Source organism: Erwinia oleae (genome assembly GCF_000770305.1).
In the GTDB taxonomy this organism is placed as follows: Bacteria; Pseudomonadota; Gammaproteobacteria; order Enterobacterales; family Enterobacteriaceae; genus Erwinia; species Erwinia oleae.
In genome coordinates, this window is record NZ_JNVB01000007.1 from 1 (window position 1) to 14,514 (window position 14,514).

Genomic DNA, 14,514 nt, shown 5'->3' on the forward strand with positions numbered 1-14,514 from the left:
ATGGATGGCTGGGCGGTGCCGCTCACCGTCTGTACCCTGCTGGCGCTGGCGCAGGCGGTGATGGGTTATCTGGCCGGACGGCAGCGTGTTCTGGTCAGTGAGTAACGCCGGAGAGTGATGATTGCCCGGTTTCCCGATACCGTAATCAGAACGTCCAGCGAACCCCGGCGTTGTAGCGCCACCCTTTTGTACCATTGCCGTCAATCTCCTGGCGATAGTCGGCTTCGGCATAGAGCGCCACGCCGTTTTTAAACGTGGTGGTGCCGCCAACGCCCGCGTCCCACATCTGACCAAATTTACCGCTGTAGAAATCCTGACTGCTGCTGTCGTCTGCGCTCACCCGCATTTTTGCCGTTCCGCCCCAGCCACGAAAATAGTTGGTGCGCAAATAAGGCGTGTACAGACGGTTGGCATCGTCCCGCCAGGTGCGATCAAGGCGCGCGCCCAGTCGGCCAATGGTCTGATCGTAATCATCCCAGGCAACGTGGGTGCGATCCTTATCGGTGACGTCATCCATCCGTAAATGCAGATAAATCACCTGCGCCTGCGGCTCCAGGCGAACGCCGTTACCCAACTGCCACGGATAGCCGCTCTCCAGCGAGGCGCTCCATCCCTGGCCTTTCAGCGTCGCCACCTCTTTTTGTCGGGCAATGTCGGTATCGCCGCGATGCCAGTCGTGAGCCAGCGCGCCGTCAAGGTAAAAGCCGCTGTCACGCTGCCAGGTGGCATAGAGCGCGAGGCTGTCGCTGTCGACGTCTGTCGAGCTGTAGCCATCCGCCGCATGCGGGCGGATGCGCGTATTGCCACGCGTGAAGGCGAGACCGCCGCGCAGGCTGTCCTGCGGGCCATCCAGCCTTACCAGGTTACCGCCGAGCTGGACGGCGCTGTAGTCCAGATCGAAATCATAGCCATAGTGGCGCAGATCAGCGTTGCTCTTGTATTTCTGATTCGAGCCGAGATAGCGAATAAACATCTCACCGCCGTTGTCAGCCGATCCACGCCGTGCGTCGCGCAGTTCGCCCAGCCGTTTATGCAGATCGTCAGTCACCGCCAGGGTGTAGTACGCCAGGCCAATCGGTGCGGACAGGTAAGAAGGGAGCTGCGGCACCACTGCCGGACGCACCGCCCGGTTGCCACCCGCCGTTTGCGGCTGGCAAAGCGAGCCATCCTCACAGACAAAGGTGTTCGCCAGGCGGTAATCGCGGAGTGTGCCGCCGCCGCTGCCGGGCGCAAAACTGTAAAGGCCATACTGCCATGGGCCGTTCGTTGCGTAGCCGCCATGCAATGCAAAGCTGGCAGGCGCGGAATTGCCGGTCACCTGTGCCACAGAGACGCCTTCCGAGGCCTCCGTCACGCCGTTGTTATTGCGATCGCTTACTGCGCCGCCGGTGAGCGTGGCGTTCAGCAGCGTGGTGCCGCTTACGTTGCCGTTCACCCGCAGGCTGTCGCTCTGCGCACCGCTCTCATCCACCCGCGAATGCACTATCACGCGACCGCCTGAGGAAACGAGATCGCCATTAATGGTCAGCGTGCTGCCCGTCGCGCCGCCGTTGGTCAAATCCAGCGTACCGGCGTTGTTAACCACCAGCGAATCTTCCGTTGCGCCCGAAAGCTGCGGGTTGACATTATTGCCGACGTACAGCGTGGAACCGGCGTCAATGTTAATGGTACTGTGCGCCAGTTTCAGGTTGTCGGTCAGCGTCCAGTCGGTGTTGTAGAAGTTGAGAGTGCTCCAGCCCGCGCCAAGGTTAACGCCTCTGCGCAGATCGTCGCCGTCAGCGAAGGAGCCGCCCTGCGCAGTGATGTTACTGAAGTTGAGCGTGCTGCCTTCGCCGCCTGCGGTGGTAATGTGACGAGTGTTTGCCAGGCTCACCCTCGACACGGTGGCCACGTTGTTTTTACCGCTGCCCAGCGTCAGGCTGCCGTTAAAGGTGCCGCCGCTCAGTTCAACAACGTCCGTGCCGTTGCCGGTATTTACCTCGCCTACCACGCTGCCGCCAACCAGGGCAACCTGATCGTTGGATGCGCCTCCCGCCACTACCACGGTTTCCGGGTAAGGCGCGAAAATATCGCCCTGATTGATAAACACCGACTGACCGCCGCGCAGATCGATAACCGGCGACGTGACGCTCAGCGCGACAATGGCGCCCCGGTTTATCACCTCGCTCGCGGTGCTGGTGACAATGGCCGAACCGCCATTCGCGTCATTAATGTAGATCAGTCCGTCAGCGATCACCCGCCCGGTGGTGTTTGCGCGCACGCCCGTGGCGGCACCGTAGGTAAAAATATTGTAGCCAGCGGGAATAATTAAATCACTGTGGGTAACGGAACCATCCTCATTGCCGAAAGCGTATCCGGTGGCCTGGTCACCCACCACCACGGCGTAAACGGAGCCGTTCGCATCAATCGGCGTCGCCGTGCGGATGCCGATGCCGTTATTAACCTCAATGCGCACGTTTTTCAGCGAAATGTTGCTGGTTTCCGCGCGGTTGTTGATCACCGTTCCGCCCTGAGAACCCGTCAGCTGAATATCACTGGCCGTTAACGCCGAAGCGCCCTTCGTCAGTAAAAGGGTATCGGCGTTGCCGGTCGCGTCGATGCTGCTGAGGGGATACGCGCCTTCGGCGGTGTCACCATAAATGGTGAGACTGCCTGCATTGCCCACGCGCACCGCCGCGACGCCGCCAGCCGTCAGGCGGGACTCCTCGGGAAAATAGCGCGCCTCGCCGTCAGAAATATCCATCCCGATACCGGCGGGCACATTTATCAGGGCGTGATTGAAGATGGCGCTGCCGCCCTTCACGCGGATGCCGGTGCTGTTGCGCCCGGTCAGATCCACCGTCCCGGCCGGCGTGGTAGCAAAGGTGATGCCGTCACCAATATCAAACGCGACAGCGTTCTTGCCGCCGCCGGTAACCGGCGCGGTACTGGCCAGCCTGCCAGCGCCATACTTACCTATCGCGCCGGTGGTGTTATTGCCGTTCAACACGATGGGGCTGGTTATCGTCACATCGGCCCCTTCCTGCGCACGAATAGCGGTCGCGCCTTTGCCGTTCACGATGTAGCTGTCGGTGCCATAGAGTGTGGTGCCATACAGCCCGTTTCCCCAGCCGTCCGCGAAAATACCGGTGGTATTGGCGCCGCTCAGGGTGACATTCGCTGCCGTCTGCGGGTTAAAAATGGTGCCGCTGCTCAGGTGATAAAGCTTGGAGCGGTCGGTAGTGACGTTGTAACTTCCTCCCGTACTGTTCACATAGGCGTAGTTCGCGGCCTGATAACCCGTTTGATCGGGGTTATGGAAAATAACCGACGCGGTATCACCTGTGTTAAGCGTAGCGCCCTCGCGGACGTTGACGCCGACGGCGTGCCTGCCGGTAAGGTTAAGAGTACCGTTCTGATAAAAACTGGCCTGCCTGCCGGTGACCGTCACGCCCTGATCAGGTTGTCTGCGCGAGCCGCCTGCCACGTTGATCACGCCAGTCGACCAGGCGCTGGCGCTGTTACCCTCTGTGGCGATAACACCCATGCCGGTATTATTTTTGCCGTTAACATTGATGATGCCAGCGTTGCCAACCTGCCCGCCGCTACCTGAATTCACCGCCAGCATGCCGGTATTTCCTCTGCCGTTAACGGTAATGACGCCGTTGTTCAACGTTTGAGCCGTCGGGCCATCGCTGACGCGCATCGCCACACCGTCCTGCACTTTTGAGCCAATAACGATACGGCCGTTATTGATAGCGCTGGAATTATAATGTTGTACGATGCCGCTGCTGTGCGCGATGGCAATATCGCTTGTCGGATCCGTCACATAATTTTGCGGTGTGCGTCCCAGGTAGATGAGTCCGCTGGCCGCATTGATAAAGCTGGCGCTGTCGTCGTTCATCGCCACGCCCGCGCTGGCACCGCCTCTGTTTTCGGTGGTGCCCACGTTAATCACGCCTTTATTGATGCCGCTGGCATTATTCAGCACCACAGCGGTGCTGTTACCGGAACCATTAATGACTCCGTTATTCACAAAACGACTGCCGTCTGCTGCAAAGACAGCCGTACTGCCCGATCCCACCGTGGTGGGATCGACGCCGCGTCCACTGGCGCGGTTAAAGAAACCACCATTAATCACGCCGTTATTCACGCCCCTGCTGCCGTTCAGCAGCACCAGCGCCTCGCTGCCGGTGCTGGCGAGCTTGCCGTCAATACGTGCGCTGGCGCCGTTGGAGGCGCGCATCGCCCCGCCGATAGCATTGACCACCTCCAGCGTACCCTGCCGCCCGATGGTCACTTTCGCGCCGGGGCCATCGGCGCTTAATACGACGCGTTCGCCGATCGGCTGGGTGATTTCATCATAAAACTCATCGGCATCAATAACGTAAGCGATAACATCGCTGCGAATGGCAAACGCTTTATTCAGTTCACCGTTGTAGCTGTCTGCACCAAGATTGCCATTTTTAAGTTGAGTAATTAACCAGTCGTTATATTTTTGTAGTTCACCGACGCTGCGGATAGTAAAGGCGGTGGTGACATTATCTCGCGTAGTGACCGTAAATTCATCCTGCCAGGTGACCACGTTATCTACCCAATAGCCGAGGTTATAGGTATAAGGTGTATAGGCGCCAAAAAAGCCAATGCGATTAGCGGAATTCCAGTTCATTGTGCCCGTGCCGCTGGCGACAAATAAATCGCTTTGTTTGGCTGCCATCGTCCAGCCGTTGGTCGCGGCCGTAGTGGAGGCACCATGCTGTCCAATATCGACATTAATCGTGCCGTTACTGACCTGTGCCACCCGGCTATCAATATATTGCCCGTCATTAACATTAAAAAAATTGGGCAGCACGGTATTTTCATCAATACGTGCAAGGGCATTTATGGCGGCAGAGTTATAAACCGACAATGTATTATTTGCACTGCCGTTTTCTTCCGGGATATTAATAATATAATTCTGCGGCCCCAGGTCGAGACGATCGGCGCCGATCACCAAATCGTCGGAAATAATTCTGCCCGTATGCAGTAATACACCAATGGGGATGCTTCCGCCTCCATCCTGCCCTGGCGCAAATTGTTGATTGCCTTGCAGAGTTTGTGTGGAACCATTGCAAACACAAAAGACGCCAGCATGGTTATCGTTGAATTCAGGCGTAAAAGGCTTAAGCGTAGCGGACAAGGAAGAGGCTGGCGCGATAATGCCACAGGCAGTAACAAGGCTGATAAAAACCGGATGAAATTTAAACATAACATTTTACTCCAGAGAAAAATGCAATGCTGTCAGGGCGCTCTGCCATTAATGGCCGGCGCAGTTGTTATAATGTCAGATAAAGGAATAAACGTAGTGCAGGTCGATGGTCAATATCACCCTTTGTCTGGCGGACGTCTATATGCGCGTATCGCAATAATTCGCAATAAATTGAAATTAAGAATAATCTCGCATAGCGCGCATTAAAGAATGGTCTTAATATCGATAATACGCTCATGATCATTAAGGAGTTATTTCGATTTTTTGGTCCATAAAAAATAGTACATGCATCGTCATAACCGGGATGTTGATGACAAGGGTAAATTGAGCGACAGGATAGATTATTTACAGATACTGAGTACGTATGATGGGAAGTTCTCCCAATCCCAGCTTATCCAGCAGTTGTGTCATTGGGCATGGTTCCTTCAGCGACAAAATTTGTAGAAAGTCTTTTTGACACCAGCAATGATTTTCACGGCTGCCGGGACACAGATCGTATCGCAACATGGGACACTCTTCTTCTGCATCGGTAAAAGCCTTAATCAGCAATCCACTGATATGAAGATGACTAAAGCAGGAGGTGTTAAAACGTTCCGGCAGAAGAGTACGCTTCTCTCCGGTTGAAGAGAGGAAGACGGGAAGGCCCACGTCATTAAAAATTGACTCCAGTTTTAACCTTAGCATCAGAGGGTCGAGATTATAGAGAGAATAAAAAAAGAATACCCCGGCTGACGACGTGAAGTCATAGTTCAATGTAAAGACCAGCCATTCTCTTGCTTTTGAAAACTCTTCGTTACAGTAACATGCAGAAAAAGAATCGATCAGTTGCTCGCGCCTTCTTTTCGCCTTGGTTTCAACACTGTCGCTGAATCCGCCTTTCGCGTTCCACACAATTTTCTTAAAAAAAGAATAAGACGCCCCGCTCTGGTCCTGATGCAGTATTTCCGCCTTGTGCTCTTCAGAAAAATAAAAAAAATGCGCAACCGGATTATCGTTATACAGGCAGAATTCAATGAAAAGCAGCTTTGCTGAGACCGACAACTCACTCATGCCGATATAATCAAAAAGAAAATCAACAATACGATAGGGTACATCATAGTAGTTTATTTCTGGCCAGCGCTTTCGTTCAATTTTCCACACCAGATATTCCATAAAATCTCTGGCACTTAACGTATAAGTCAACTGTTCTGAAGAAATGAGCGTGTATTTGTGAACAAAAATATCATTTATTGAGTGTTCTGATTTTTTTTTCATGATGAATGATTACACCAAATTTTTTTATAAACTCCCCTTTTCCCCAGGTATATGCATATTGCTGTGCGGTAACATAATAGTCATCTGGCCAGAGGCCGTAAGGAGAGCGCAGTTGCCCACGCTGTTTACTTTCATGGACAAGGCTGGCGAGTTGAACGCAGGTTATTGAAGCATATCGAAACAGGTAAGGTAAAGTGAGATCCTGCAAGTAATGCAGAAACTCATGAAAAAAGACTCTGTTATTAAAATTAACGGTAGAAGCTATATCTTTGGATGAGTTAAAATATATCGTATACGAGGAAGGAATATAGAATGCCGTCTCCTGAAGATCATTCGCCATGTTTACCTCCATTTCATTTTAGGCTATAGTAGCGGCAAAAAATATCCTGGTAAATAAAAATGAGCAACTGGCTATATGATCTGGCAGAAAAAGAGCACTAGGAAAAAATCTTCCGCAACGCTTTCGGGATCCTTCTCTATACCGATGCTCATCCTTTTTTTAAACAAATGATTGATAATGATATTTATTGGTCCGCCCTTGATGCACGTTCCGGATCCCGCTGGCCCATTTATTGTGTAAAAGCGCATCAGGGCCGCTGCGAACTACCAAAAATGCCACCGGGCACAATGGGTATGATGGTACCAGTATGGAAAGAACCTTCAGCTAACAAACCTCTTCTTGAGGTTTTTAATATTGACGACACGCGAAACCCTTATTTTGTTTTCTTTAATTTTACCGATGATGAAGACGACTTTCTTTGTCGTTCATACAGGATTAATGGCGCCAGCGTGGAAGCAGTTTATAATAATCTTGAGAGGATTATCGATTTTCACACCGACGTCGTTAATGATGTTTTAGAGGAAAATGCTCAAAACGGACGAAGCATTCACCTCTATGCGGAAATAAAAATGTCGTTCAGAGAACGCATAGCTATTATAAAGAAAATTATTCAGTTCGCAGAAAGGCTGAAATCGTTGGCAAGTTAATTTCTCTCTTCACTGAATGCTTCTATTGCATCGGGCAGGTTCTCATTGTGGATTACCTTCCCGGCCGGTTGTTCGGTCAAGACAACGCTGAGTATTTGGTTCCCAATAATGGTTAACACTCCTGCTGGCAAGGCAACGCGTTTTTGGATCCGGTGCTGTACTGCGCGGCCGCTCGCTGACGGGTGCCATTGACTTTGTTTCCGAAATGCGCGGCTGTTTTTTTATTTTTTTCTGCTGGCCTGCGGTGATGATTTTTTAGCGCTGCTGACGTTTTCATCAGTTCTTTCGGAAACAGCCACGCTGGCAGAAGTGCTTCTGCCAGCGCCATGACAATGATAATCACCCGTTTTGTGATTGGTATGACAGCCGTTTGCATCAGTTCGCCCCGAATGAGCAAGCGCTATGGGTGCCTGAAGGGCTGAAAACAGCAGCGTTAGTAGCGAAAGTAAAATTGATTTCTTCACTGAGTTCCGTCTCATTTCCCAGTCATAAATTTCGCTGAGTATAGTTAATTTAACGCTGCGAGACCAATCAGTCCCGCGATGAAGACGTGCGCCGTTGCGCAGCATCCGCTTCCCAAAATACCACCCGGCGCTGAAGCCAGCGCACCAGTTGCGCGCCCGTCATGCCAATAATTGCCAGCAGCACCACGCCGGAAAACATCGTGGAGAGACTCATGCTGACCGAACTGGAGGCGATCAGATAGCCAAGGCCGCTCTGCGCGGAAAGAAATTCCGCCACCACCGCGCCAATCAGCGCCAGCGCCACGCCAATCTGTAACCCGGCGAAGATCTCGCCTGCGGCGGAAGGCAGCTTGACGTGTAACAGCAGATAGCGGCGGGAGGCGGAAAAGGCGCGACAGGCGTCCAACAGCTCGGCATCAGTGCGGCGAATGCCGTTAACCGTATTAACAAACAGTGGAAAAAAGCACACCAGCGCCACCAGCACGATCTTTGACGCCGCGCCAAAGCCAAACCACACCAGAATTATCGGCCCCAGCGCCACCTTTGGCGTGGATTGCAACGCGATCAACAGCGGGTACACGAAGCGTTCAAAGGTCTGCGACTCCGCCAGCGCCACGCCAAACAGCACGGCCAGCAGGCTGCCGATCAGATAGCCGCTGAGCGTTTCGCCAAGGGTGGTGGCAATATGCGGCCACAGGCTGCCGTCGCTGAACCCCTGCGCCAGCGCGTTCCAGACGGCCACCGGCGACGGCAGCAAATAATCCGGGATGGCAAAAAAACGCACGCAGAGAAACCAAATTAAAATCAGCGCCGCCAGGCTGATCAGCGGATAAAGTAGCGGTATCACTTTACGCATGGGTGAAAAATCTCCGTAGATGCTGGCACAGGGCCATAAACTCAGCGTCCGCCAGGGTATCCAGCGTGCGCGGACGCGGCAGTGGAATGCTCAGTTCCTCAACGATGGTTCCCGGACGCGGCGACATAACCAGCACGCGATCCGCCAGAAATACCGCTTCCTGAATGCTGTGGGTGATAAACAGCACCGACTTCCGCTGCTCGCTCCAGATGCGCTGAAGTTCAAGGGTCAGCGCTTCACGTGAAAGCGCATCCAGCGCGGCAAACGGCTCGTCCATCAGCAAAAGCGCGGGATCGTGCAGCAGCATGCGGGCGATGCCGACGCGCTGCTGCATGCCACCTGACAGTTCAAAAGGATAGTCGTCGCCAAAATCCGCCAGCCCGACCAGATCCAGCAACGCCAGCGCGCGTCGGCGGGCGTCCGCTTTCGGCAACCCCAGCGTGCGCGCGGGCAGCAGAACGTTGTTCAGCACGCTTTTCCACGGCAGCAGATTTGGTTTTTGAAACACCACGCCCGCCTCCCGCCCTGGCCCGTTTACCGCACGCGAGGCAAGCTGCACTTCTCCCCGCGTGGCGGAGATCAACCCGGCGGCGAGCTTCAGTACCGTGGATTTTCCGCAGCCGGATGGCCCGAGCAGCGCAACGAATTCGCCCTCCTCCACTCGCAGATTGACCTGCGCCAGCGCATCAATTTCACCGCGTCGGGTGGCATAGGTCAGCCCGACGTCTTTCAGTTCCAGCGCCGTCATGCTTTGCCCTCATGCGCCGCCACCGCCGCCGTCAGGAACGTCAGCACCTGCGGCCAGCTCTCGCGGTTGGCACGCGCGTTGGCCGAAGGCGTGCCGCCGCCGTCAATTCGCACGCCCGCCACCGGATGCACATTGGCAATGTTGGTGGTTGGTACCCAGGGGAAGCCAATCGCATGGCCTGCGCCCTCGTGGCAAAGATGGATAACCGGCCAGCGGCTCTCCTTCAGATCGGCGACAATGCGTTCACACCAGGCGGTAGAGGGCCAGAAGCCGTCATCGGTGCCGGAAATCAGCATCACCGGCCCGCGAATACGCTCAACCGGGATGCGGGCATCGGCGAGGCGCTGCGCATCGCGCTCCACGTTAATGAAGGCAGGCGCCTGGCGGATCGGCGCATCGGGCTGCGGCGGATGGTCGAAGGCATGCCAGTCCGCGTACGGGTTATCCTGCCAGATATTGCGCAGCGGCTCGCCGCGCCAGCGCCAGGCGGTGGCATCACGCGGCTCGTCCGGGGCGCCCGCGCGCAGCGTGCCGTGAATGACCGCGCTGGGTACGTAGCCGATCACCGCCGCAATACGTTCCGGGAAGGTGGCAGCGAGCAGCAGCGCCAGTTCGCCGCCTCTGGAGTGCCCCATCACCGCCACAAAATTCGCGCGGATCGGCACCTCTCTGGCTACCCAGTCGATAGCCTGCTGGAAATATTCCAGCGGCGTATTGGAGATATGCGCCGGCCGTCCTGGCGCTTTAAAGTACGCCAGCGCAAAGCCGATATAGCCCTGGGCGGCCAGCAGCGCCGCTTTCTGCTCAGGCGTGCCGCCGCCGGAGCCGTTCAGCACTATCACCAGCGGATGCGGGCCGGGCGCGGCGGGCAAAAACAGCACGCCGGACGGCTCTCGCGTTTCCCGTCGGGTGACGCCGGGCGCCAGAAAGCGCTGGATCAGCACCGCTTCAGCGACTGCGCCTCTGGCATCCTCGATCCGAAACGTAATGCGGCGCGGCAGCACGCTGTCGGTGAGCGCCGGATTGTGCGGCGGCGTGACCTGTCGCAGCGCCTCCACCGGCGTCATCGATCCCGCCTCCTGCCAGTCGCCGCTCTGCGGACACGCGATCTCCGGATTGAACGTGCCGTCGGCGGTAATGTGGTAGTCGGCCCGGCTCTGCCAGACGCTGCCGTCGGGATACGTCGTTGAAACCGTTAATTGCGCCGCGCCTGCCGCCAGACCGTGCGCGTGGATCCGCCGGGGGACATCAATCAAATCGTCGGCAATATCAATCTCTAACGTGATGCTCATTTCGCCGCCTCCGCTCTGGCGCGCAGCGCCTTTTTATCAAAATCGTTGAACGCCGCGACAAACTCGTTCGAGAAAATTTTCTCAAGCGGCACATTAGCATCGGGAAATTCCCCGGCTTTCGCCATTGCCGCGAGGGCATTGTGAATAACCTTCAGATCGTACTCGCCCGGCACTCTGGGCGAACCGTCAGAGCGGTAGAGTGTGCGAGCCAGGCGGCGTGACAGCAGCGTTTTGGCGTCCTCCAGCCCCTTGCCATCGGCATCGGCGGGTTTGCTCTCAGGATGCTGCCGCCAGAACGCCTTCACGCAATATTCGGGATTGATCTCACAAACATACTGCGCCTCGGTCCAGGCGCGACCAAAGCGGCGGATCAGATCGGGGTTCTCTTTAAAGGTGTCCTGATGGGCAATAAACCCGTTGCCAGGGTTTTCCTGAAATACGGCGGGATAGGCGATGCGGCGAATTTTAGTGCCGGTGAGTTCAAAAATATCGCCCCAGCTGCTGTTGTAGTTCAGCGCGTCAATCTTTTTGCTGCGCAGCGCCTGAAACCCCGAACCCAGCGAGCCCACCGCGACAAACTCCACGTTCTTACCCGGCTCAAGACCAGCCACCCGCAGCGCAGCCCGGCTGTTGGGCAGCGTGCCCCAGGTCAGCGCGCCAACGCCGATCTTTTTACCTTTCAGATCGGCCAGCGTTTTGATGGAGGAGTCCGCCAGTACGGTATATTCCAGCGTCTGCTGCGGGGTGCCGTTATAGAAGTAGCGCAGCGGCAGCGGATTTTTACCGTTGAAGTAGCTGGAAATCACCGGTTCAGAAACGGGGTAGCCAAAGGTCACGCGCTTGCTGGCTACCTGCGGCAGCAGCGCGCCCGCGCCCTGAAAAACCAGCAGCCTGACCGCGAGGTTCTGCTGCCGGAACAGTCCTAACTCTTCCGCCGCCGCATAGGGCGCGCCGTCATGCACCGCAGGCGGGATCGCCAGCGCGACGGTGACGTCATCAAGCGCGTGCGCCGGCACGACGCCAATAAGTGAGAGGGAAAGCACCAGGTACTTCAAACGCACGGGAACTCCTTAACCAGGCAACGGCAGTATGGTTGAACAGCGTGGCGGCCAGGTTAGGCGATCCGCTGACGAATCGAAAAGAATCCTTTTAACTAACTTTATGAGAATTCGGCGTTAACTGGGCTGCTCACCAAAATCCTGTGTGGATCCGTTAATAAAACGAATCAGTGCAGCCGGGCCTGGCCCGCACGGCATCAGGTTCATTGCGCGCAGGCCGTTGGTGATTCATTAATACGCTTTATTAACCTGCTCTCACCAACATCCTGAGCAGCCCAGATGATGCGAATTTTGGGAATCTAATGCAGTTTTAATTATTAGAAGCAGCTGCCGACCTGACACAGAATGATCGCATTGAGCAGGTTAAATGGCGGCGGTGAGCCGCTCACAAAGAGGGGCCGGGAGGCCAACGTGACGCAATCTCTCTCGTTAAGCGACAAAGCATACCTGGCAATACGCCGTGACATTCTGACCTGTCAGATGATGCCGGGTTCGCTTATCACCGAATCCGAGCTGATGGCCCATTACCAACTGGGTAAAAGCACCTGTCGCCTGGCGCTGGCGCGGCTCAGCCATGATTTTCTGGTGGAGTCGCGTCCGCGTAAGGGTTACCGCATTGCGCCCATCACGCTTCAGGACGTCGAGGAGATCTTTACCCTGCGCGCACAGCTCGAACCGCTGGCGGCCAGGCTTGCCGTCGGCAAGGTGGATATCGATTTGCTGAAAAAGCTGGAGGCGGACTGCCGCGTCGAACTGGCCGCGCCCCTCTCCACGCGTATCGACGTCTTTATGAATGCCAACAAACGTTTTCACCTGGCGATTGCGGAGGCGGCGGGCAATCAGCACCTGCTACGCACCCTGTCCACCCTGATGGATGAGATGGCGCGGCTGGTGGCGCTGGGCTTTAACGTTCAGCGCACCAAACCGGAAATCCGCCACGATCACAATGCGATGATTCAGGCCTTTGAAGAGGGTGACCGCAAGCGCGTCGAGACCATCGCGCGCAAGCATATTGAGACGTTTCAGGCGATGACGCTGGAGAAAATCTACGCCACGCTCGCCTCTGACGGCACGCTGTTACCCATTCAGCACAGGAGTATTTTTTCATGAGCGCACAGGCGGGCGTACTGGCTCCGACCATCGGGTTGGAGAAGGTCAGCAAACGTTTCGGCACGCAAACCGTGCTACAGGAGATCTCGTTCAGCGTCTGGCCCGGCGAAATCGTGGCGCTGCTGGGCGCATCCGGCTGCGGCAAGAGCACGCTGCTGAATATCATCTCCGGCCTGCTGCCTGCCGACAGCGGCACGATTACCCTTCAGGGCGAAAGCATCGCGCGGTTCAGCCAGTGGCGCAGGCTGGGTTACCTGTTTCAGGAAGACCGGCTGCTGCCGTGGCGCTCGGTACGGCAGAACGTTGGCTTTGCGCTGGAAAACAGCACGCTGCCCCGCGCGGAGCGCCGTACGCGTATTGATGACGCGCTGGCGCTGGTTGGCATGGAGAGCGTCGGCAACAAGTGGCCGCATCAGCTTTCCGGCGGCATGCGCAGCCGCATCGCACTGGCGCGCAGCCTGGTTTCCGAACCGGAGATCCTGCTGATGGACGAGCCGTTTTCCAAGCTCGATCCGCAAACGCGCAGCGCCATGCATGCCGAGCTGCTGCGCATCTGTCAGCTAAAAAATATGACGGTGGTGATGGTCACTCATGACGTTGAAGAGGCGGTGATTCTGGCCGACCGTATCGTCATTCTGCAACCCGCGCCGGGACGTATCAGCCAGATTGTTGACATGCCGCTGCCCCGCCCGCGTCTGCCGACCGGCCGGGACGTGGCGGAAAACGTCCGTCTGCTGCGAATGGAGGTATAAATGAAGTTTACTTTCTCGCTGTTGATACAGCGGCTGGCGCTGCTGGCGATTTTTATTGCGATATGGCTGGTGGCGGCGCGGAATATGCCGTCGTTCGTACTGCCGGGTCCGGAAAAAACCTTCAATGCCGTGCTGATGCTGTGGCGCAACCATACGCTGTTGCACGATATTGGCATCACCTTTTCGCGGGTGGTGAGCGGTTTCCTGCTGGCGACGGTGGCAGGCACGCTGGCCGGACTGGCGCTGGGCGCAAGCCGTCGTCTGGCGCAGTTTTTTGAGCCGCTGCTGGCGGTGTTCAATACGGTTTCGTCCGCCATCTGGGCCATTTTCGCCATCATCTGGTTTGGCATCTCCAACGCCACCACCATTTTTGTGGTGTTTATGACCGCGATGCCGCTGATCCTGACCAACGTCTGGCAGGGCGCGCAAACCGTGGAGCGGCAGTACGTCGAACTGGCGCGCAGTTTCCGCATGAGCCGCCTGCAAACGCTGACAAAAATTTATCTGCCCACCATATTGCCTTACTTCTTTTCCGGTGCGCGTCTGGCCTTTGGCTTTGGCTGGCGCGTCTCGCTGGTGGCGGAAACGCTGGGCGCATCGGACGGCATCGGCTACCGACTGCGGCAGGCGGGCGATCTGGTGCAAACGGATCAGGTTTTTGCGTGGACGCTGCTGCTGGTCTCGCTGATGCTGCTGCTGGAAGGCGGGCTGCTGAAGCCGCTGGAGCGCCATCTCTTTCGCTGGAAATCTCACACACAGGAATAAT

At 56.2% G+C, this 14,514-nt stretch carries 13 protein-coding genes and 1 pseudogene; 4 read left to right on the forward strand and 10 right to left on the reverse strand.

What is annotated here, in order from left to right; genetic code table 11:
• Positions 1 to 145: 145 nt before the first annotated feature.
• From GS12_RS03585 to GS12_RS03595, 3 genes are all read right to left on the reverse strand, one after another.
• The gene (locus tag GS12_RS03585; RefSeq protein WP_034944004.1) at positions 146 to 5,227 is read right to left on the reverse strand and encodes an autotransporter outer membrane beta-barrel domain-containing protein; all 5,082 of its coding nucleotides are present in this window, start codon (positions 5,225 to 5,227) and stop codon (positions 146 to 148) included.
• A gap of 345 nt (positions 5,228 to 5,572) precedes the next feature.
• Positions 5,573 to 6,379: a hypothetical protein gene (locus GS12_RS03590; protein WP_152601345.1), complete on the reverse strand. Its 807-nt coding sequence runs from the start codon at positions 6,377 to 6,379 to the stop codon at positions 5,573 to 5,575.
• 70 nt (positions 6,380 to 6,449) lie between these two features.
• Positions 6,450 to 6,821: a hypothetical protein gene (locus GS12_RS03595; protein WP_152601346.1), complete on the reverse strand. Its 372-nt coding sequence runs from the start codon at positions 6,819 to 6,821 to the stop codon at positions 6,450 to 6,452.
• A 167-nt stretch (positions 6,822 to 6,988) separates the two neighbouring features.
• Between GS12_RS03595 and GS12_RS03600 the strand changes: the two genes are divergently transcribed.
• The gene (locus tag GS12_RS03600; RefSeq protein WP_152601347.1) at positions 6,989 to 7,468 is read left to right on the forward strand and encodes a hypothetical protein; all 480 of its coding nucleotides are present in this window, start codon (positions 6,989 to 6,991) and stop codon (positions 7,466 to 7,468) included.
• Between the two features lie 42 nt (positions 7,469 to 7,510).
• On the opposite strand, the pseudogene GS12_RS25240 reads toward GS12_RS03600, so the two are convergent.
• The 7 genes and pseudogenes from GS12_RS25240 to GS12_RS03625 all read right to left on the reverse strand — a co-directional run.
• Positions 7,511 to 7,573, reverse strand: a pseudogene (locus GS12_RS25240) (DUF1283 domain-containing protein); the annotation flags it as partial.
• A gap of 7 nt (positions 7,574 to 7,580) precedes the next feature.
• On the reverse strand, positions 7,581 to 7,796 hold the full coding sequence (locus GS12_RS24900) for a hypothetical protein (RefSeq protein WP_235421065.1): 216 nt from the start codon (positions 7,794 to 7,796) through the stop codon (positions 7,581 to 7,583).
• Complete coding sequence (locus GS12_RS25245; protein ID WP_407637845.1) at positions 7,690 to 8,037, reverse strand: YHYH domain-containing protein; 348 nt, start codon at positions 8,035 to 8,037, stop codon at positions 7,690 to 7,692. The genes GS12_RS24900 and GS12_RS25245 overlap by 107 nt, the downstream gene beginning before the upstream one ends.
• Positions 8,000 to 8,788: an ABC transporter permease gene (locus GS12_RS03610; protein ID WP_034944015.1), complete on the reverse strand. Its 789-nt coding sequence runs from the start codon at positions 8,786 to 8,788 to the stop codon at positions 8,000 to 8,002. Before GS12_RS03610 ends, GS12_RS25245 begins: the two co-directional genes overlap by 38 nt.
• On the reverse strand, positions 8,781 to 9,536 hold the full coding sequence (locus GS12_RS03615; protein WP_034944017.1) for an ABC transporter ATP-binding protein: 756 nt from the start codon (positions 9,534 to 9,536) through the stop codon (positions 8,781 to 8,783). The genes GS12_RS03610 and GS12_RS03615 overlap by 8 nt, the downstream gene beginning before the upstream one ends.
• A complete protein-coding gene (locus GS12_RS03620; protein WP_034944023.1) occupies positions 9,533 to 10,828 on the reverse strand; it encodes an acyl-CoA thioester hydrolase/BAAT C-terminal domain-containing protein in 1,296 nt (431 codons plus the stop codon). The genes GS12_RS03615 and GS12_RS03620 overlap by 4 nt, the downstream gene beginning before the upstream one ends.
• Positions 10,825 to 11,889 carry an ABC transporter substrate-binding protein gene (locus GS12_RS03625; protein WP_034914240.1) on the reverse strand — a complete coding sequence of 355 codons (1,065 nt, stop codon included), beginning with the start codon at positions 11,887 to 11,889 and terminating at the stop codon, positions 10,825 to 10,827. Before GS12_RS03625 ends, GS12_RS03620 begins: the two co-directional genes overlap by 4 nt.
• Positions 11,890 to 12,297: 408 nt before the next feature.
• On the opposite strand from GS12_RS03625, the gene GS12_RS03630 reads away from it, so the two are divergent.
• From GS12_RS03630 to GS12_RS03640, 3 genes are read left to right on the forward strand one after another with little or no spacing between them, the layout of a single operon-like run.
• Positions 12,298 to 12,996 carry a GntR family transcriptional regulator gene (locus GS12_RS03630; protein WP_034914236.1) on the forward strand — a complete coding sequence of 233 codons (699 nt, stop codon included), beginning with the start codon at positions 12,298 to 12,300 and terminating at the stop codon, positions 12,994 to 12,996.
• Positions 12,993 to 13,748, forward strand: a complete 756-nt coding sequence (locus GS12_RS03635) for an ABC transporter ATP-binding protein (RefSeq protein ID WP_034944026.1) — start codon at positions 12,993 to 12,995, stop codon at positions 13,746 to 13,748. Before GS12_RS03630 ends, GS12_RS03635 begins: the two co-directional genes overlap by 4 nt.
• A complete protein-coding gene (locus tag GS12_RS03640; RefSeq protein ID WP_034944029.1) occupies positions 13,749 to 14,513 on the forward strand; it encodes an ABC transporter permease in 765 nt (254 codons plus the stop codon).
• Position 14,514: the final 1 nt, after the last annotated feature.

Coding starts and splice junctions, on each gene's coding strand:
- GS12_RS03585 (WP_034944004.1), bottom strand. CDS start 5,227: ATGTTTAAATTTCATCCGGTTTTTATCAGCCTTGTTACTGCCTGTGGC.
- GS12_RS03590 (WP_152601345.1), bottom strand. CDS start 6,379: ATGGAATATCTGGTGTGGAAAATTGAACGAAAGCGCTGGCCAGAAATA.
- GS12_RS03595 (WP_152601346.1), bottom strand. CDS start 6,821: ATGGCGAATGATCTTCAGGAGACGGCATTCTATATTCCTTCCTCGTAT.
- GS12_RS03600 (WP_152601347.1), top strand. CDS start 6,989: ATGATTGATAATGATATTTATTGGTCCGCCCTTGATGCACGTTCCGGA.
- GS12_RS24900 (WP_235421065.1), bottom strand. CDS start 7,796: ATGGCGCTGGCAGAAGCACTTCTGCCAGCGTGGCTGTTTCCGAAAGAA.
- GS12_RS25245 (WP_407637845.1), bottom strand. CDS start 8,037: ATGCTGCGCAACGGCGCACGTCTTCATCGCGGGACTGATTGGTCTCGC.
- GS12_RS03610 (WP_034944015.1), bottom strand. CDS start 8,788: ATGCGTAAAGTGATACCGCTACTTTATCCGCTGATCAGCCTGGCGGCG.
- GS12_RS03615 (WP_034944017.1), bottom strand. CDS start 9,536: ATGACGGCGCTGGAACTGAAAGACGTCGGGCTGACCTATGCCACCCGA.
- GS12_RS03620 (WP_034944023.1), bottom strand. CDS start 10,828: ATGAGCATCACGTTAGAGATTGATATTGCCGACGATTTGATTGATGTC.
- GS12_RS03635 (WP_034944026.1), top strand. CDS start 12,993: ATGAGCGCACAGGCGGGCGTACTGGCTCCGACCATCGGGTTGGAGAAG.
- GS12_RS03640 (WP_034944029.1), top strand. CDS start 13,749: ATGAAGTTTACTTTCTCGCTGTTGATACAGCGGCTGGCGCTGCTGGCG.